The sequence below is a fragment of the Gimesia panareensis genome, assembly GCF_007748155.1.
GTDB classification, from domain to species: domain Bacteria; phylum Planctomycetota; class Planctomycetia; order Planctomycetales; family Planctomycetaceae; genus Gimesia; species Gimesia panareensis.
This window is the reverse complement of the sequence record NZ_CP037421.1, coordinates 6,571,386-6,589,007: the sequence shown is the minus strand read 5'-3', so window position 1 is coordinate 6,589,007 and position 17,622 is coordinate 6,571,386. Positions and strand designations below refer to the sequence as shown.

The following is a 17,622-nucleotide window of genomic DNA, read 5'->3' as shown; positions in this document are numbered from 1 at the left end:
ACAGAATTCGTTGCCTCTTGTTTGAGCGTTGACTTTTTTCTTTTACTTAGTTCAGGGCCAGCCGTATAATTAAGATTCATTAGAAGTTAGCTACGTTTCTCCCTGGAGTCATTTATGGCAGTCTGTTTAGTCCCTGTGAATCAAGGTCGCCCCATTGTGTTAGATAAGGCGATCATTCTTGTCGGGCGGCATCCGGACTGCGATATCGTCATCACTGACAGCCCGAAAATTTCCCGGAAACACTGCTGTCTGGCGATTGTCAATGACCGCCCCATCGTCCGCGATCTGGGCAGTATGAACGGCGTTTACGTCAACGGAAGCCGCATCGACCAGGAAGTCCGGCTGAAGCTGCACGATGAAATCAAAATCGGCAATGTCGCTTACCACCTGGAAAACATTGGTGCCGACAACCAGAAGAAACAGGAATCGACGGACAGCAAAATGAGCTCCGACGATGCACCCACCAAAGCGCCTTCCGTGCAGCACTTCAAAAAGCCGGGTAAAGACGTCGATATCTCACAGCAGTTCCCCGTGGCCATTTCCGAGAGCGGGCAGAACGTCAAAGCCAACGAGAACCTGGAAAGCAACGAACTGGACGGCGAAGACGAAGATGACGACGACAGTTATTCGGATAGCTTTGAAGGTCACGGCTCCAACATCGAATTCATTTCGTCTTCGTGACATCCTCTGCTGAGGCTGGCTCTACGGGCGGAAACTGTCTGCCCTGGTTTTTCATCCGAAACAAGAACGGGTGCCAGAACCGGAAGTGGGCGATTGTCAAAATAACGAGCAGCGTAATACAGCTGATGATGGCGCCTATCAGAAACCAGCCCGACTGATACGCCCAGACGACCTCGTGCTTGCCTGCAGAGAGTTTCACCCCGCGATACATGCCATCCACCAGTTCCGCTTCGGCTGGTTGTCCATCGACATACACTGACCAGCCGGGATAGAGTAAATCGGTCAGAATCAACGTATCCTCTTCGGGCGTCTCTGCCTCGATCACAATTTCATTCGCCCGATACTGCTTGAGGTCTGCCGTTTGATCAGCCATGGGATGCGCCCAGGCGACGCGACCGCGGGAACCTGTGAGTTCATAGAAATAAAGAGGTTCGTCGAAGCGGCCCCAGGCAGGATTGATCACCGCATCGAAATCACTCCACACCGGTTTGACCGGCCAGCGATTCAGATCGAGCGGATGCTGACTTAGGATGTGCGTCACCCCTGCTTTTCTCAGCCATTCAATCTGCTCCGGCGTTGCCGGTTCTTTGAACGGCAGCGGCTCAGGGATCGTCAGGGCGGGATCGAAATACTGCTCAGGACCGATGCCCAGATAGACGGGCGTCGAAGCCACGCCGATCAACGTGGGCAGGTTTGCGCCCGGGGCAAACAGCCGGACCGGTTTGCCGTACTCGCTGGCGATTTTTCGCAGTGTGCTCTTATCGACATTATTGATCGGCGGATTGGAGATGATCGTAGCGTAAGTCACATAGCGGCTGACTACCCAGAAATCCGCGGTTGTAAACAGACAGATTGCAGCAACTATCGTCACTTGAATCGCAGGTTTCCAGTTGGCGACGAGCCGTTCCAGGCAGACGCCAGCGATCACCGCGACCGCGAAGGTGGTGAGGATGCCGTACCGTCCGGGGCCGGTAAAGAAGCTGAAACCGGGCAGATGTTTCGTGATTGGCAGAAACCAGCCGGGGGTGTAGAGCAGTGCCAGGAAGCCAATGATGGCCAGTAATACCAGTCGGCGGTCACTGGTCCAGGCGCCACGCCAGGTTCCATAAACGAGCAGCAGCACCGCGGCGATACCAAAGTAGAGATGTGCTTCTACCTGATTCGTCGCTTCCGAGCCCGGTGCCAGGCCGGCATCGAGGTTGACTTCATAAGGATACCAGGCCCAGGGCGCGACGATTTGCGTCATGTACCAGACCGGGATGTGTCCATAGCCGGGATGGTGCGAACGTTCGCCCACCTCGGCCCGCTGGCTGTGTTGTTTGAGTTCCCACGTAGGTGCCAGCTGGACTGCCGAAAGTGCGTAGGTAGAAATGAAAGCGAGCAGCAGCAGAATGATCGTCCGCCTGCGATACGGTTTGAGTGCTTCGGTAGTGACATCACGGCTGAACCAGATGCGGGCGGGGATATAAACCAGCAGCATCAGCTGCGTGATGAAGGCCAGGTTAAAGTGGCCGGGCAGGATCTGCATACTGAGTGCGAAGCAGAGCAGAATCGGAAACCGCCAGTAGCGGGTCTGGAAAAATGACTCGACACACCAGAGCGTCAACGGGAGCCAGGCACCGCCGATGATCGCCCATTCCAGGCAGATCCGCGAGGGAAACCAGCCGTAGGTGTAGACCAGCCCTGCGAACAGCGCTGCCACCAGTGAATAACCGAGGCGCCTGACATACAGAGCGGTAAACACAAACGCGAGGATGTAATGCAGGATCTGCACGAAGTTATATGCGGTGTTGACCGGCAGAAAGCGATAGGCGAAATAGTTGAACGGATAGAAGGCGCCGGTCTGGCTTTCCGCTACGAGTGGGACGCCATGACCGATGTACGAATTCCAGAGCGGAAATTCGCCTGCCTGCAGACGTTCTGCGAAGAACGTTTTCTGCGGGAAGAAATAGGTATAGAGGTCGCCGCCGATCAGTCCTCCACCCGACCAGAGACCGCTCCAGAAAACCCACGTCAGGGCGATGGCCATGATGAGGATGATGCCGACAAACAGGGGCGTGCCGAGCGGTTTTGTTTCCGCAGAGTGGGCGGGTTCGGCTTTCTTCTGGGGGGAACGACTCAAGCGACTGGACCTTGTGCTGACTGAATACTGTCTGAAATAAAAAAAGCAGGCGGCTGAATACCTGCGTGTATTCTAAGCCGCCTGCTCTGATGTCTCAACACACTGGGGCAGGACTTAGCCGCCGAAGATGCGGTTCAGGCGTGCCTGATGATAGGCCAGTCGCTCTGCCGAACTCATGGCTGCGAAATTGGGAGCGTCCTGAGTCTTACCGGCTGCGGGTGTCCCCGCTGGTTTGTCTGCGGATTTGGTAGCCGGCTTGCCGCCTGCTTTCTTTTCCGGAAAGCTGAAGGTTTTGCCGTCTTCACCGCCGTAACTCATCACGGCGGTCTGGTATGTCAGATCGGTGTCCAGATCACGGTGTGGCTTGATGCCCAGTTCCTGTAGTACGCCATGATAGGCTTTGACGGCGTCAACAGGCTGAATTTTGTCTTCGACCAGATAACGCAGAAACTGAATGAAAGCGAGTTGATGTTCGGCCTGATTGATCTTGCGACCAAAGAGGGCGACACGGGCCCCGTATTTCCGGGCATCGTAGATCAGCTGAAAAGCATCGAGCGTGGTGCCTGCTGAACCGCCGAGAATTCCGACCACCAGGTGCGGATCATAGGCGACCAGTTCTTCCATGGCCCGCGGACCGTGGTAAACCATTTTCAGAAAGATGGGACGTCCCGCTGAAGCGACGCCGGCCAGAGTCCGGGCAATCAGGTCGTTAATAAAACCGGGTGCCAGATCCGCGGCAACCGCGTTACTGATGTTGGGATCAAAAATCTCCAGGAAGTGGCGGAACTTCTTGCGTTCTGCTTCTTCGCGAAATTCTTTATAGCGTTCGAGGGTCGCAAGGTCTTCTTCCAGATTGTTATTAAAGGTTACTGAGTAAAGACCCAGGTCGGCACCATAGGCGCGTTCCTCCGGCTTGCAATCGAGATGACCGCACTGGATGTGGTCCAGGCTGGCCGACCGGAATGGTTTGGCCGGCGGCAGATGCAGTTTGCCTCCGCGGGGAACGTGCACGTCAGTCGTGTCGTTGGCCCGGGCGGCAGGAGTGATCGGTGAGTTATCAAACAATCGCTCGTCGATCGTCAGTTTTTCGCTGGTGCTGGCAGACATCAGGACGATGTCAACCACTTCCTGCTTGATGACCTCGCGAATCTGCTGACGGTATTCTGCCAGCGTTTTGTATTTGAGTTCCTGGTCGTGCCGTTCCGGAGAGAGCCCGGGAGCACCGATGCCAAAGGCCATGTCGGCGTCTTTGGCATCCGCGATGATAAACTCTTTCGATCCGCTGGGGTCAGCGTGAATCGATTGAAGCTTCCTGTCGAGAGATTTTTCCATCACACAATCATTTCAAAAACAAAACGCAAAAGCAGAACGCATTAGAGGGTCATTGGGTTGACTGTCGCGGAGAAATCATCCCAGGACTTTGTCGACGGTTTCCCGCAGGACCCGACCGGACTGAGTCAGAGCCAGCTGTTCTTTCGGCCAGAGTTCGATTTCCAGGTGCTTCATGACGCCACTGCGTCCCATGACGGTGGGCACCGAAATGCAGACATCCCGCAGACCGAAGGCACCATCCTGCAGAGACGAAACCGGCAGAATGCGACGCTGGTCGAGGGCGATACAGTGCACGACATCGGCGATACTCACGCCGACAGCGAAACCGGCTCCGCCCTTTTTCTTGATGACTTCGGCTCCACTGCCCCGTGTTTTCTTTTCGACTTCCGCAATCAGGTTGGCGTTCACGCCGGGGAACTTGTCCAGCGGCAGTCCACCGACCTGGGCAGCTGACCAGACGGGAACCATGCTGTCGCCGTGCTCGCCGAGAATCAGGGTAGAAACCTGTGTCGGAGGGACATCCAGACGGGCTGCCAGCATGCTGCGAAGACGGGTGGTATCGAGAACCGTTCCCAGACCGATGACCTGCTGAGGCGGCAGTCCGAGTTCTTTCATGGCCAGGTAGGTCAGCACGTCGACCGGATTGGAGACGACAAAGACAATCGCTCCCGGTTTGGTGCCGACGCGTTTGACGTCAGCCAGAATGTTTTTGAACAGTTCGACATTGCGATTGATCAGATCCAGGCGGCTTTCATCGGGTTTCCGACGCAGGCCGGCGGTGATCACGATCACATCGCTGTCTTTCACCAGTTCGGTTCCCCCCGCGTAAATCTTCTGATCTGCGGTCAAAGAGCTGCCGTGCAGCAGGTCCAGAGCCTGGCCTTCGACCAGTTCCTGATTGACGTCTACCAGAGCGATTTCCCGGACGATGCCTCCGGCCTGTAATGCGAAGGCGGCACAGGAACCGACGAGTCCCCCACCACCGATAATACTGACATTCATGATCAAATCTTTTCTATTTATGACGAAGTGAGCTGTGATTGAGTCTGAAAACGTTTGTCGCTCATGAGAGCCCGGGGATTATTGTCCCAGGGCTGTCATGACCTGATCGGTGATCGCTTTGATCAGCTGATCTGAGTTGCCGCCGGCAGGTGCTGCCGCGGGCTGGCTCGATGGCTTCTGCAGGTATCCCGGGTAACTGGGAGCCGGCTCAAACGCTTTCTGCTGCGGCAGACCTTCGGTATAACCTTCCCGGAAGGCGCTGTTGCCACACAGGTCACAGTCTTCTACGTGGAAACGGGGATCATCGAAACCGAGTTTCTGCTTCAGGTCGAGCAGTTCGCGGGTTTCATTTTCCGTAAAGTAGTTGATGCGTCCGAGCTGCTTGGAGAGCAGCAGGATTTTGCAGTACGCATCCAGAATTTCGGTTTTCCAGTAAGCGTCTTCCAGAGACTTACCGAAGCTGACGGTACCATGACCGGTCAGAATGATCGTGTTGGTGCCCCCTTTGAGGAAAGGCAGTACGGTGTCGGCGAATTTCTGTCCGCCCGGTGTTTCGTAAGGAGCCAGCGGCACTTCACCCATGAAGACTTCGACTTCGGGCAGCACACACTGTGGGATCGGCTCGCGGGCGACAGCGAAGGCGGTCGCGTGAGGCGGGTGACAGTGCACGACGGCTTTGACGTCGGGACGTTCTTTCATGATAGCCAGGTGCAGCAGGATTTCGCTGGTCCGCTTGCGGGTACCGGCGATCTGGTTACCGTCCAGGTCAACCGCACAGATGTCTTCCGGATTCATGAAACCTTTGCAGATCATGGTGGGCGAGCAGAGTACTTCATTTTCGCCGACGCGAATCGAGATGTTGCCGTCGTTGGCAGCCGCGAACCCTTTGTTGTAGACGCGACGTCCGATTTCGCAGATCTCTTCTTTCAGCTTCCGGTCGTGAATTCCACTGTTCCATTGACTCGACATGGTTTTGACTCCCAACGTAGATTTAAAAAGTATGTGTTTTCAGTTTGTGTGACTGGTCGTTAGTAAACTTCAACCTGATCCAGAATGGCCGACACGTAAGCGTCGATCGGTTTGGTATCGGGATGAAAGGGAGCTGCTGCTTCCGCTCCTTCACTGACAGCGATCTGGCTGCCAGGTGAAGCACCCAACTCATCGTAGATCACAAACGGTTCCGTTTTCTTTTTTTTGTTTGTGTTCAGTTCGTCGCTCTTCAAAGGAATCCCGATAATCCATCGCGCACCGTCCAGACTCGGATGCTGGCGTGACAGTGTCACTCGGCCGATGACTTCTGCGATTTTCATAATTTGGTTTCCCTTGTCATTCCCTGAATTCGATTCTGTGCCCTGCTCAGACTTCCGGATGGGGAGTGCCGGCAGAGACAAAGGTTTTCATCAGGTTTCGTAGTTCCATAAACGATTTTTGCTCCGGGTTGACGCAAATCAGATTCGGGCTCATTTGCGCGACCACCGTTCGCAGGTGATTCACATCCTGAATGGCGGCGGCACAGACTTTCTGATTCCGATTCGCCAGGCAGGCTGCCTTTTCTGCCGCCGAAGCGAACAGGACGGCGCCTGCTGCATCCGCACGACAGAGACTGCTGACTGCTCCCTGAACCGCTTCGTCCAGAGACCCCATCAGCTCCTGTGACCAGCTTGCGCCGGTCTGTTGTTCGATATTCGTCAGAGACTGTTCCACCACGCCCGCCCGGGAGAGGACGATCGCCCGCCAGGCACCCCTCTGCTTTGTTTGAGCAGAAACAGCAACTGTCGCACGTTGCACCTCAACCTTGTTTTCCCGCAGATAATCTTTGGCCGCAGGGGTCAGAAGGGCTCCGGCGGTGATGCCGATGACCGACTGTCCCTTGGTTTTCTCTGCGAGCAGGTCTGCCGTGATGACTTTCTCTGACAGGATGACTGAAGAGCGATTCGTCTCACTGGCCATAACGCTGCCGGCTGCCTGTGTGCCCTGTCCCTGGCGGGAGAGGGTCGACAAGACATTGGCGACGACCTGGTTGACTAACTCTTCAGAAATCTGCATGTTCTATTTCTTTGTTCCCGGAGACTTTCCCGGTGATGACTGATCTTCATCCAGTACACCCAGGGTCGCCCAGCGAATGGGGGTATTGTTGGTCCCCACCATTTCCCGGACGGCGGCTCCGTCTGATGTCAACAGCACCAGATCGTGTTTGCCACACCCCAGCTGGTCGATGACCAGTTCAGGAAATCCATCTGCGTTGCCTTCGATGTCCAGTGTCTGGACGAGCAGCAGACGCCAGCCGGCAAGGCTGTGATGTTTTGCCGTGGCGGTTGCCCGTCCGATGACTCTGCCTGTCAACATATGATTTCAATCCTGCAGCGGTGATCCGCGATACGTAACTTAGATAACTCGTAAATGTCCGACGGTGGTGGAACGACGGAAACGGGTAAAGGTCAGCGGGTTGGTGACCCCTTCCCCGGTCGGCGTCGCGATACTGAAGGAACCATAGCCTTCACCACCGTTGCCCAGGGCAGCCCCACAGGGACCATTCTGCACAAACAGAGTGGTATCCATGACGCGTCCCATTTTGGTAATGGTTTCAATGTTTCTTGAGTGAATCATGCTGGTGTGACCGAACCCGTGTTCGAATTCTTTGGCCAGCTCGATTCCGTGATCGGCGTTGCGACAGCGAACGAACGGCACGAAGGGCATCATCTGCTCTTCGGGCACGAACGGGTTGTTCGTATCGGTTTCGCCGTAGAGTAACTGAGTTCCAGCCGGCACATTGACGCCGATCATTCCGGCGAGCACAGCGGCGTCTTTGCCGATCATGTCGCGGTTGAGCAAAGCGTGTCCGCCCGGTTCTTTGGGGGGCGAGAAGGCCAGCGAGGTGAGTTGTGCGACCTGCTGAGCGTTCAGCTGGAATCCGCCATGACGTCCCATGGCCGACATCAGCTGGTCGAAAATACTGTCGACGGCGAAGACTTCTTTTTCGCCGATGCAGAGCAGGTTGTTATCATAGGCCGCCCCGATGATGATCGATTTGGCGGCGTTGTCGATGTCGGCGGTTTCATCGACGACCACGGGAGGATTTCCCGGACCGGCGACGATGGCCCGTTTCTTAGCGGCCAGAGCGGCGCGAGCCACGCCCGGTCCCCCGGTCACGACGAGCAGCGGAATGCCGCGATGATTGAAGATTTCGTCTGCGGTTTCCAGGGTCGGGTTGCCAACGATCGTCACCAGGTTCTGCAGTCCGGTGGCCTGGTAGATGGCCTGGTTGAAGCGGCGAACTCCTTCGCAGGCGATTTTTGCACCACTGGGATGCGGATTGACGACCAGCGTGTTGCCGGCGGCGACCATGTTGATGAAGTTACAGGCCAGAGTCGGCAGAGAGTGTGTCACGGGAGTGATGGCACCGATGACGCCGAACGGGGCGTATTCGGTGAGGCTGATCCCGTAGTCCCCGGAGACGGCTTCGGTCTTGAGGAATTCCATGCCGGGAATGCTTTTGATCAGATGCAGTTTTTCGATTTTGTGATCGAGGCGACCGATTTTGGTCTCTTCGAGTTCCATGCGGCCGAGCTCGTCGGCCTGGGTATCGCAGATCTGCCGCACGATTTCGAGTGCCTTGGCCCGATCCTCCAGAGTGGCCTTGAGCAACTGCTGCTGACCTGCGGCGGCAGCGGCAACCGCTTGGTCGACGCTGTTGAACACGCCCCAGTCACCAGTGCTGCCCGCGGGTGCGGAACCATAGCCGCCCCGGTTATTGAGCTGCGATAACACTTCCTGAACGACGCTGCGAATGGCTTCTTCTGTCGCCTGCATAATCTATCTCTCCCCGAGCCGCCTGCTGTGAACGCGGGTGTTTCCCGCGGCGGACTCAGTCTGTTTATTTCAGTTTTGGTTTTCCAGGTTATAGTTTTCCATCTGGTTGCGAATCCATGCTTCCAGTTTTGCTTGTGATGGTTTCGAGGCGATCATAAAGGCCACCAGAATGGCGACCGGGATATAGGCCAGGATCTTTCCTTCCACAAGATAGAAGACCAGATTTATAAAGGCCCCGCCTTCCAACAGTGCCATCCCGATCAGGAATTTGGTCATAAAAACCGATTCCAGATCATTCATCGCCTGCTGTTTCTCCTCGTCTGTTTCGTATCGCCCCCGTTGCAGGGCCGCCCGAAACTGCTGATTTGCCACAATGTTGGGGACAATCAGACTGACAACAAACATGAAGGCAGCCATCCCCATTCCGACCATCGTCAGAAGCATATCTTCCTGCGGCTGCTGGTCCTGTCCTTTCACACCAGCGATCACCGCAAACACCACCACACCCATAATCATTGCAAACCAGATGATGATCATCGTTCTGGCACGTTGTTCCGTCGTCATCTGATCTTGTTGCGTGGTCATGTTCCTGCTCCTGCTTCCGTTCGGGTTAATCCTTCGAGTTAAAAATCTCCTTGTGACCGATGTGAACCTGATCGACGATGCCGATGATGGCTGCATCGATGGGCAGCGATTTGGTCTCCGGTGTAAAACGGGCCGAAGACCCCTGCACACAGAGCACCACTTCACCCTGCCCGGCCCCCACGGTATCGACGACGATAAACGACCGTCCGGTGGGAGTCAGATCACTCTGGTCTTTTTCATTGACGCGCAACGGTTCGACAATCAACAGTTTCTGACCGACCATCGCCTCGACTTTCTGTGACGAAACGACGCTTCCGGTGATACGTCCTACAAACATCGAACCAACTCCTGTTTAATCCCGTAAAAGGATACTTCAATTCTCGGGGCGTTACGCACGCCCTTCGATGGTTTCTACCGTCTGCCGTGCTACGACAATCTCCTCATTGGTGGGCACGACCCAGATCTGCACGTTGCTGTCGTCCGCCTGGATCTGCGATTCTTCGGAAGCCGTTTTGTTCCGTTCCGCATCCAGACGAATTCCCGCCCATTCCAGGTTGCTGCAGACCTTTTCTCTCAGGCTGACGCTGTTCTCACCGATTCCACCCGTGAAAACGATCGCATCGACGCCGCCCAGTACCGTCATGTAACCTCCCAGGTAGTGCCGGATGGCTGAGTGGAACACGCCCAGGGCCAGTTGGGCCCGCTCGTGTCCGTTGGCGGCCGCTTCTTCCAGATCGCGACAGTCGCCACTCAATCCGCTCATCCCCAGGAGTCCACCTTTGCTCGACAGGTCTTCCAGAAGTTCCGCCAGAGATTTTCCGGTGGCCTTCTGCAGAACCGGCAGAGCAAACGGATCAAAATCACCCACACGGTTGTTGTGGGGCAATCCTGTCTGAGGGCTCATTCCCAGACTGTTGGCTTTGGAGACACCACCCTGCATGGCACACAAAGAACTACTGCCTCCCAGGTGGCAGGAAATCACCTTCAGATCGTCTTTGCCGGTGAGCTCGGCCATACGGGAGCCGATATACCGGTGACTGGCGCCATGGAACCCCCAGCGTTTGACTTCGTACTCTTCGTCCCATTGGAAGGGGATCGCATAGGTACGATTTTCAGGCGGGATGGTTTCATGGAAGGCGGTTTCGAGTGCGGCAACCAGCGGAATGTCAGGGAAGGCCTGACGCAGTTGTCGCATAGCCCGGGCATACGGAGGATTGTGAGCCGGCGCGATGTCGGCCAGGGCCTCCATTTTGGTCAGCAGGGCTTCATCTACCAGACGCACGCCACTTAAGTTTCCGGCAAAGACCGCTTTGAAACCAATGCCGGCGACTTCGTCTGCTGAATCGAGGCAACCCCATTCGGAGTTGGTCAGTTGAGACAGACACAAGTTGACGGCGGCAGCATGGTCGGGCACGTTCTGTTCGTGCTCTTCCCGATGCTCACCAATTTCGACGAAGCAGTGAGACTGCTCGCCGCCAATCCGATCGATGCCCCCGCGTGCGAGCTGCACTTCTGCGGGCATATCAAACAGGCGATATTTGAAACTGGTGGAACCTAAATTGGCAACTAGTACTTTCATTGCAGGAATCCATTCTGTGACTTAAAGACTGGTGTTTCGACTTCCCTTTCCCGCAGTCCAACGGCGAACTCCGGGAAGAACCAACAGTACGTTTCTTAGATAAAGTTTGACATCAGGCTTTCGGAGGGGCGTGCGATCACGTGAGCGCCAACCAGTTCTCCGATTTGAGAAGCAGCAGCAGCACCCGCGTCAACAGCAGCACGAACCGATCCGATATCACCCTGGATCACGGTGGTAATGAAGGCACCACCAATCTGAATCTGGTCAACCAGAGTCACGTTGGCAGCTTTCAGCATGGCGTCGGAAGCTTCAATTTGAGCGACCAGACCTTTTGTTTCAATCAGACCAATTGCTTCAGAACTCATTATTTTATTCTCTTTCAATGTAATGGGTTGAGCTGAATTCTCTGTTGCTTCATACCAGTTGAACGTCAACTGGTTATGTTCATCCTCAAAGCGTTCAGATTCAGGGACTTCAGCTGTCAAAGTTCAGAACCCGTTAATTACTTCTTGGCAGCGGCGGTTTTGCCGGGCAGTACGTTAGCCAGTTCTTCGTGAGGACGAGGAATGACCTGCACGCTGACGACTTCGCCAACTTTGCTGGCAGAAGCAGCACCGGCGTCAACAGCAGCTTTGACGGCAGCGACATCGCCAACGACAAATGCGGTTACCAGACCGCTACCAACTTTTTCCCAGCCAATCATCTGTACGTTGGCTGCTTTGAGCATTGCATCGGCAGCTTCAATCAGGCTGATCAGCCCTTTTGTTTCTACCATTCCCAGGGCTTCCATTGCTTTCGCCATGAGTCAGTTCTCCTTGTTAGAGACAGTGAAAAAAACAGTTTGTGATTTCTACGGAACCGGTACCCGGCTCCGCAACAGGAATTAAGCGGTGCATCCGCATGACGCACCGGTTGCTGACCCCGTGAGGATCAGCTGTGTTTGCATTTGCAGGATTCCGGAATGTAGAGTTTGACGGAAGTCGCATGATCGAGATCGACGGCGTTGCCTTCGTCGGTATCGATGTGGACTTCCAGTTTGACGTCCGGATTTTCGCGTACGACCACATCTTCGAGAACGGTCGTGCAACCCGGGGAATCGACCCGCAGGTGCAGGCTGTCGCCGTTGGCACAACCGTAGTAAGCACAGTCAGCCGGAGACATGTGAACGTGACGGGCAGCCCGGATGACGCCGTATTCCAGTTCGACGACCCCTTTGGGTCCCATCAGAACGCAACCGGGGGTCCCTTTGATGTCGCCACTGATGCGGACGGGGAGTTCCAGTCCGAGAGAGATTGAGTCGGTATAGGCCAGTTCGACCTGTGTTTCACCTCGACAGGGTCCCAGGACACGAACGTTGGGAATCATCCGGCGACGGGGACCGACGATGGCCACGGTCTGCGTGGCGGCGAAATAGCCTTCCTGATAAAGGTCCTTCTGGATTTCGAGTTCAGAGCCTTTGCCGAACAGGACTTCCAGGTGTTCCTGAGAGAGATGCACGTGTCGTGCCGAGATATTCACAACCAGGGGGTTCGGTGCAACCTGCATTCCCGGGGCTGATGTGCCCGGGAGTTGTTGAGATAAAGCCTGACGAACCAGTTGTTCTACCTGCGAGCGAGAGATGGAATTTTTCAGTTGTGTCATAATATCTGATCTCAATTTTATTGTATGGTATCGATGATCGATTCAGGAGATTGTCAGGTTTCGACAATCGTCAGTTTGATACCGGCGTCACGGATCACCTGCTGCCATTCTTCCGTGATCCCGTCATCCACGACGATGTGATCGACATCCTCCAGCGGGCAGAGATAGGCCAGAGCCGAATGCCCGAATTTCGTACTGTCAGTCACCACGATCACTTCTTCTGCAGCAGCAAACATCTGCTGTTCCGTTTCCACCAGTAACATGTTGCTGTTATACAGCCCGTCTTCCGTAATTCCGCCGACGCTGATGATCAGGCGACGTACATGGACGCTCTTCAGCGATTCCACAGCCGTCTTCCCCAGAGCGACGCCGGTCTTGGGAAACAGGAAGCCTCCAATCAGCATCAGATCGACCTTGGGCTGGTTGACCAGCAGATTGGCGATCGGCAGTGAATTGGTGACGACCTGTAATTGTTTGCCCGCCAGTTGACGAGCGACTTCAAGAGTGGTTGTGCCTCCATCCATCAGCACAGCCTCTCCGGGAGCGATCATGTCCGCCACAGCCTGAGCAACCAGCCTTTTTTGCCTGGATGACATAAAAGACCGATCTTCAAACGTGGATAATGACTCTCCCACGTAAGCAGCGCCACCACGAGTGCGTCGAATCTGACCGATTCCGTCAAGATACTCCAAATCCCTCCGAATCGTAGATTCCGAGGCACCGACAGAATCCATCAAATCCACAAGGGACACAAATCCCTTGTTTTCAACAATCTTTAGGATGCTTTCCCGTCTTTCGTCAAGTAACATTGACATGCAAACTCCTCCTGAGACGATCTATTTCCCTAAAGAATATGCCTCTCTAAGCGCTACCTTTCAATCAATATCTTCAAAATACACTCAATATATTTCATTTTCAATCAAAAACTGTCAGTTGTTTTGATATTTCCTAGAGACTTCATTTTTCCTAAAGCAAACATTCATTTTAGAGCGGAATTCGCTAAAGTTGCCCCTGCCTGCCCAGTCTGACCGAAGTCTTTGCCCCAAACTTACTACAGAATCGAGACTTGAGACGCATTTGGGGGCCGCTCCCCGGGCTGAATTCTCCGTTTCTTCACCTTGAATTCCGGTCATCGACAGTCGAACCGGATATAGCAGTTCTCCCGGTTACCCGGTTTCAACGATTCTGATCTGCACATTTGCTGCTGGTCCCGGCAATTCGGGACAATCGGAGCCCGATCTGCCGCCGATGGTTTTTCATGTGCAACACTGCGCGAGGATCGCGTGGAATCAGACTCAGGGAGGACCAGGGTGAAAGTAACATCTTCGATAGCGGTTTCGCTGCTTACGTGCACGCTCTACAGCTGTGCGGCTGGTCCCGCTGCCTACCTGTCCCGGAAAAGTGAAACTCCCGCGACTGAGAAACAGGAAGCTGCTTACACGCTTTCCCTGGAAGATGAGCCCGCTTCTGCAGCGGACGATCTACCGGAAGCGGACACGAAACTGGTGGCGCATGAAGAGCCGGTCGAGCTGGCGCTGTCGGAGTTCGAAGCCCCCCTGCCCCCCAGTCCCGATGGTACAACCACGCAAGATAACTACGCTTCCCTCTCTCTGGCAGACCTGGAATCGCTGGCCCAGGCAAACAACCCGACGTTGATTCAAGCCGATGCCCAGGTCGAAGCAGCACGCGGCGCCGCTTACCAGGCAGGTCTGCGACTGAATCCGGTGATGGGATACAAGAGCGACCAGATCGGCATTGAAGGAACCGCCGGGGAATTACAGGGTGGTTTTGTCTCCCAGGAATTTGTCACCGGAGGCAAACTGCAGTTGAGTCGTGCCAAGTGGACACAGCAGATGCGGATCGCGGAAACGAACCTGCAGGCGCAGTGCACGCGGGTGCTCAATGATGTGCAGACGCATTACTACCGCACCCTGGCGGCTCAGCAGTTACTGGCGGTTCAGGACAAGCTGCTGGCGAATGCGGAAGACAATCTGCAGACCCACCAGGAGATGTTCAACCTGGGACAGACGAACCAGGCGGGACTGTTACAGGCCGAAGTGGATCTGCACCGGGCCCGTCTCAATAAACAGACGGCTGAGAATGACCTGGAACAAGAGTGGCGTGCACTGGTAGCGATGGTAGGTACGCCGGAACTGGAATGCACGACCCTCGTCGGTTCGCTGGAACCTCAAAACGAACCGCTGGACTGGAATACGATGCTGAACCAGCTGCTGGAGTGCAGCCCGGAAATCGTCGCCGCCTGGGAACGCGTGCAGCATGACGAAATCACAGTGGAACGGGAAAAAGTCCAGCCGATTCCGAACGTGCTCGTGAGTGTCGACTTCGGCCATAACTACGAAACGAATAACTCGGTCGCGGGTGTGTCAGTCGGCCTGCCGATTCCGATCTTTGACCGCAACCAGGGGACCGTGGACCAGGCGCAGGCAGACCTGAATCAGTCGCGTGCCAACGTGAAACGACTGGAACTGTCGCTGATGAGCAGGCTTTCCAATACCTACCGAGACTACCGGACATCCCGCCAGCATGTAGAGACATATCGAGACAAGATGCTGCCCAAAGCGAAGCAGGCTTATGAAGTCATGCACGACAGCTATTACAAGCGCCGGGCCGCCTGGATGGATGTGCTGATGGCACAGAAGATGTATTTGAACCTGCAGCAGGATTACATCCGCAGCCAGTTACAGAACCAGGAAACGGAAGTGGCGATTCGCGGGATGCTGCTGACGGGGGGGCTGACTATTCCGCCGGCGCCGATGGGCAGCGGGCATATCGATGCGGTTCCCAAACCCCGGTAAGGCTACGAACGATTTAACAGGGTCTTTTGCCTGATGAAAGAGGAACGATGACAACTCCCCATGATCGCAGAAATTTTCTGGCGCAAGGAGCAGCTGCGACAGCCGGTCTGTTCGCAGCCCATTCTGTCCTGGGCCAGCAGAACGACTCTTTCTCCACAACCGAGCAGCAGAACCCGGATCGCAACAACGACGGTTACCCCCGGCTGCATCCGGGTCTGGGTGGTCCCATCGGCAGTGCGACCGATCGGGGCAAGCTGGTACCCGGGCTGGGAAAGCCGGGAGAACCGCCAGTGGGTATCATCGCCCCGGACCTGAAAACGACGAGCGGAAAGATCGTCAACGGCGCCCGGGAATTTCATCTGCATGCGATGCCGGTCCGCCGCGAAGTGCTGCCGGGCATCTGGATGGACGCTTACGGTTATAACGGGGAGTTCCCGGGGCCGGTGCTGGAGATGTACCAGGGAGAGCGGGTGCGGATTATCTTCAAGAATGATCTGCCCGAAGCGACAACCCTGCACTCGCACGGCATGGAACTGCCCGTCTACATGGACGGCATTCCGGCGGTGACGCAGAACCTGATCAAGCCGGGGGAGACGTTCGTCTATGAATACGACGTGCACCAGGAGGGAAGTTACTTTCTACATCCGCATGTCGCGATGCAGGAAGCGATCGGGATGGTGGTGCCCTTCATCATTCACCCCAAAAAGGCTTATGACCCGGTTGTGGATCGGGACTTCATGCTGATGACACAGCAGTTTTCCATGATGCCGAATGCCAGTATCACGAACACGACTTCGATGGACTGGAACTTCCTGACGATCAATGGGCGCTGTGGTCCCTATACGACGCCGCTGGTCTGCAAACTGGGAGAACGGGTGCGGATCCGCTTCCTGAATTTCAGCACGCTGCACCAGCACCCGATGCATTTGCATGGGCACACGTTCTGGGTGACTGCGACAGAAGGGGGCCGCATTCCCGAGTCAGCGTGGATTCCGGGCAACACGGTGATTGTCGGTGTGGCGCAGGCGCGTGAGGTCGAACTGATCGCCAACAATCCGGGAGACTGGGTGCTGCACTGCCATATGTTTCACCACATGATGAATCACATGGTGACGCAGGTCGGTCCGATCGTGCGGGAGAAAATGGAACACGCGAAAAAAATCGTTCCCGGGTTTCCGCAGATGATGTCCAGCGCACCACTGACACCGGAAGACATTCACAAACTGACCAGCCGACGCGAGACGCAGGGGATGCGGGAAGGCTGGTATCACGGCGTGCATGGTCTGTTCACGGTGATGCGGGTGCTGCCTCCGGAGCTGTACGACAAAGTGATGAATACCGATGAACCGATCCCGCCGTATTCGAGTTCGCCAAAAGGGCCTCCGCCGGGCAGCCAGACGCTTTAATCGGCGATGATGGCCCGTCGATCGACGACTTTGATTTTTCCTGCGGCATACAGGCGCAGCATTTCGGGGTAGAGTTCGCATTCGGCCTGAAAGACACGGGCGGCGACATCGTCGGGGGAGTCGGTCCCTTTGACGGGAACCGCGATCTGCCCGATGATCGGGCCGTGATCGTATTCATTATCGGCAAAGTGCACGGTACAGCCGCTGACCTTGACGCCTCGTGCCACGACCGCCTCGTGAACCTTGTGGCCGTAATAGCCGTGTCCGCAGAACGACGGAATCAGTGCGGGATGAATATTCATCACGCGGTGCAGAAAATCGTCGGGGATATGGATTAACGAAAGAAATCCGGCGAGGGTGACCAGATCGACTTCACAGGCCCGGCAGCGATCAAAGATCGCGGCACTGAATGCTTCGATGTTCTCGTAATCGCGGCGTGAGATGACTTCACAGTTCAGGCCGGCCGCTTCCGCTTTCGCGATGCCGCCACAATCGGGACGACTGGCGATGACCAGGGGAACCTCGATCTCCAGCTGACCGGCGGCTTTCTTTTCCAGGAAATTCGTGAGTGTGGTTCCGCCGCCGGAAATCAGGACGGCCAGTTTTAAGGGACGATTCAGCACAGGTGAGGTCATCAAATCCGCATTC

General features: G+C 55.5%; 19 protein-coding genes and 1 pseudogene. 3 read left to right on the top strand and 17 right to left on the bottom strand.

Translation table 11 applies throughout. The annotated features are described in order from the left end of the window. Positions 1 to 114: 114 nt before the first annotated feature. A complete protein-coding gene (locus Enr10x_RS24720; RefSeq protein WP_145451695.1) occupies positions 115 to 681 on the top strand; it encodes an FHA domain-containing protein in 567 nt (188 codons plus the stop codon). On the opposite strand, the gene Enr10x_RS24715 is transcribed toward Enr10x_RS24720, so the two are convergent. The 16 genes and pseudogenes from Enr10x_RS24715 to Enr10x_RS30565 all read right to left on the bottom strand — a co-directional run. Continuing rightward, positions 665 to 2,803: a YfhO family protein gene (locus tag Enr10x_RS24715; protein WP_145451693.1), complete on the bottom strand. Its 2,139-nt coding sequence runs from the start codon at positions 2,801 to 2,803 to the stop codon at positions 665 to 667. The two genes, Enr10x_RS24720 and Enr10x_RS24715, sit on opposite strands and share 17 nt — an antisense overlap. 114 nt (positions 2,804 to 2,917) lie before the next feature. Next, a complete protein-coding gene (locus Enr10x_RS24710) occupies positions 2,918 to 4,135 on the bottom strand; it encodes a beta/alpha barrel domain-containing protein (RefSeq protein WP_145451691.1) in 1,218 nt (405 codons plus the stop codon). Between the two features lie 75 nt (positions 4,136 to 4,210). Beyond that, the gene (locus tag Enr10x_RS24705) at positions 4,211 to 5,137 is read right to left on the bottom strand and encodes a malate dehydrogenase (RefSeq protein WP_145451689.1); all 927 of its coding nucleotides are present in this window, start codon (positions 5,135 to 5,137) and stop codon (positions 4,211 to 4,213) included. A 78-nt stretch (positions 5,138 to 5,215) separates the two neighbouring features. Then, positions 5,216 to 6,106, bottom strand: a complete 891-nt coding sequence (locus Enr10x_RS24700; protein WP_145114108.1) for a class II aldolase/adducin family protein — start codon at positions 6,104 to 6,106, stop codon at positions 5,216 to 5,218. 59 nt (positions 6,107 to 6,165) lie between these two features. Beyond that, positions 6,166 to 6,447, bottom strand: coding sequence for a EutN/CcmL family microcompartment protein (locus tag Enr10x_RS24695; protein WP_145114110.1), 282 nt, complete (start codon positions 6,445 to 6,447; stop codon positions 6,166 to 6,168). Between the two features lie 46 nt (positions 6,448 to 6,493). Further along, positions 6,494 to 7,183 (bottom strand): hypothetical protein, encoded by a 690-nt coding sequence (locus Enr10x_RS24690; protein ID WP_145114112.1) that lies wholly within the window; start codon positions 7,181 to 7,183, stop codon positions 6,494 to 6,496. 3 nt (positions 7,184 to 7,186) lie between these two features. Further along, positions 7,187 to 7,483: a EutN/CcmL family microcompartment protein gene (locus tag Enr10x_RS24685; RefSeq protein WP_145114114.1), complete on the bottom strand. Its 297-nt coding sequence runs from the start codon at positions 7,481 to 7,483 to the stop codon at positions 7,187 to 7,189. 39 nt (positions 7,484 to 7,522) lie between these two features. Beyond that, positions 7,523 to 8,947, bottom strand: coding sequence for an aldehyde dehydrogenase EutE (locus Enr10x_RS24680; protein WP_145451687.1), 1,425 nt, complete (start codon positions 8,945 to 8,947; stop codon positions 7,523 to 7,525). A gap of 69 nt (positions 8,948 to 9,016) precedes the next feature. Beyond that, positions 9,017 to 9,532: a hypothetical protein gene (locus Enr10x_RS24675; protein ID WP_145114118.1), complete on the bottom strand. Its 516-nt coding sequence runs from the start codon at positions 9,530 to 9,532 to the stop codon at positions 9,017 to 9,019. Between the two features lie 25 nt (positions 9,533 to 9,557). After that, on the bottom strand, positions 9,558 to 9,869 hold the full coding sequence (locus Enr10x_RS24670) for a EutN/CcmL family microcompartment protein (RefSeq protein WP_145114120.1): 312 nt from the start codon (positions 9,867 to 9,869) through the stop codon (positions 9,558 to 9,560). Between the two features lie 51 nt (positions 9,870 to 9,920). After that, a complete protein-coding gene (locus Enr10x_RS24665; RefSeq protein WP_145451686.1) occupies positions 9,921 to 11,111 on the bottom strand; it encodes an acetate/propionate family kinase in 1,191 nt (396 codons plus the stop codon). 95 nt (positions 11,112 to 11,206) lie between these two features. Further along, positions 11,207 to 11,476, bottom strand: coding sequence for a BMC domain-containing protein (locus Enr10x_RS24660; RefSeq protein ID WP_145114124.1), 270 nt, complete (start codon positions 11,474 to 11,476; stop codon positions 11,207 to 11,209). A 137-nt stretch (positions 11,477 to 11,613) separates the two neighbouring features. Continuing rightward, complete coding sequence (locus Enr10x_RS24655) at positions 11,614 to 11,913, bottom strand: BMC domain-containing protein (RefSeq protein ID WP_145114126.1); 300 nt, start codon at positions 11,911 to 11,913, stop codon at positions 11,614 to 11,616. A gap of 128 nt (positions 11,914 to 12,041) precedes the next feature. Beyond that, complete coding sequence (gene pduL, locus Enr10x_RS24650; RefSeq protein ID WP_145114128.1) at positions 12,042 to 12,752, bottom strand: phosphate propanoyltransferase; 711 nt, start codon at positions 12,750 to 12,752, stop codon at positions 12,042 to 12,044. A 53-nt stretch (positions 12,753 to 12,805) separates the two neighbouring features. Next, positions 12,806 to 13,348: a DeoR/GlpR family DNA-binding transcription regulator gene (locus Enr10x_RS24645; protein ID WP_232093477.1), complete on the bottom strand. Its 543-nt coding sequence runs from the start codon at positions 13,346 to 13,348 to the stop codon at positions 12,806 to 12,808. A gap of 48 nt (positions 13,349 to 13,396) precedes the next feature. After that, positions 13,397 to 13,561: pseudogene (locus Enr10x_RS30565) on the bottom strand (DeoR family transcriptional regulator); the annotation flags it as partial. A gap of 501 nt (positions 13,562 to 14,062) precedes the next feature. Here Enr10x_RS30565 and Enr10x_RS24640 point away from each other — a divergent pair. Beyond that, positions 14,063 to 15,568, top strand: coding sequence for a TolC family protein (locus Enr10x_RS24640; RefSeq protein WP_145451684.1), 1,506 nt, complete (start codon positions 14,063 to 14,065; stop codon positions 15,566 to 15,568). A gap of 47 nt (positions 15,569 to 15,615) precedes the next feature. Beyond that, entirely contained in the window at positions 15,616 to 16,974 is a 1,359-nt protein-coding gene (locus Enr10x_RS24635; RefSeq protein ID WP_145114131.1) for a multicopper oxidase family protein, read from the top strand. On the opposite strand, the gene purN is transcribed toward Enr10x_RS24635, so the two are convergent. Then, positions 16,971 to 17,609, bottom strand: a complete 639-nt coding sequence (purN, locus tag Enr10x_RS24630) for a phosphoribosylglycinamide formyltransferase (protein WP_232093124.1) — start codon at positions 17,607 to 17,609, stop codon at positions 16,971 to 16,973. The two genes, Enr10x_RS24635 and purN, sit on opposite strands and share 4 nt — an antisense overlap. Positions 17,610 to 17,622 lie beyond the last annotated feature (13 nt).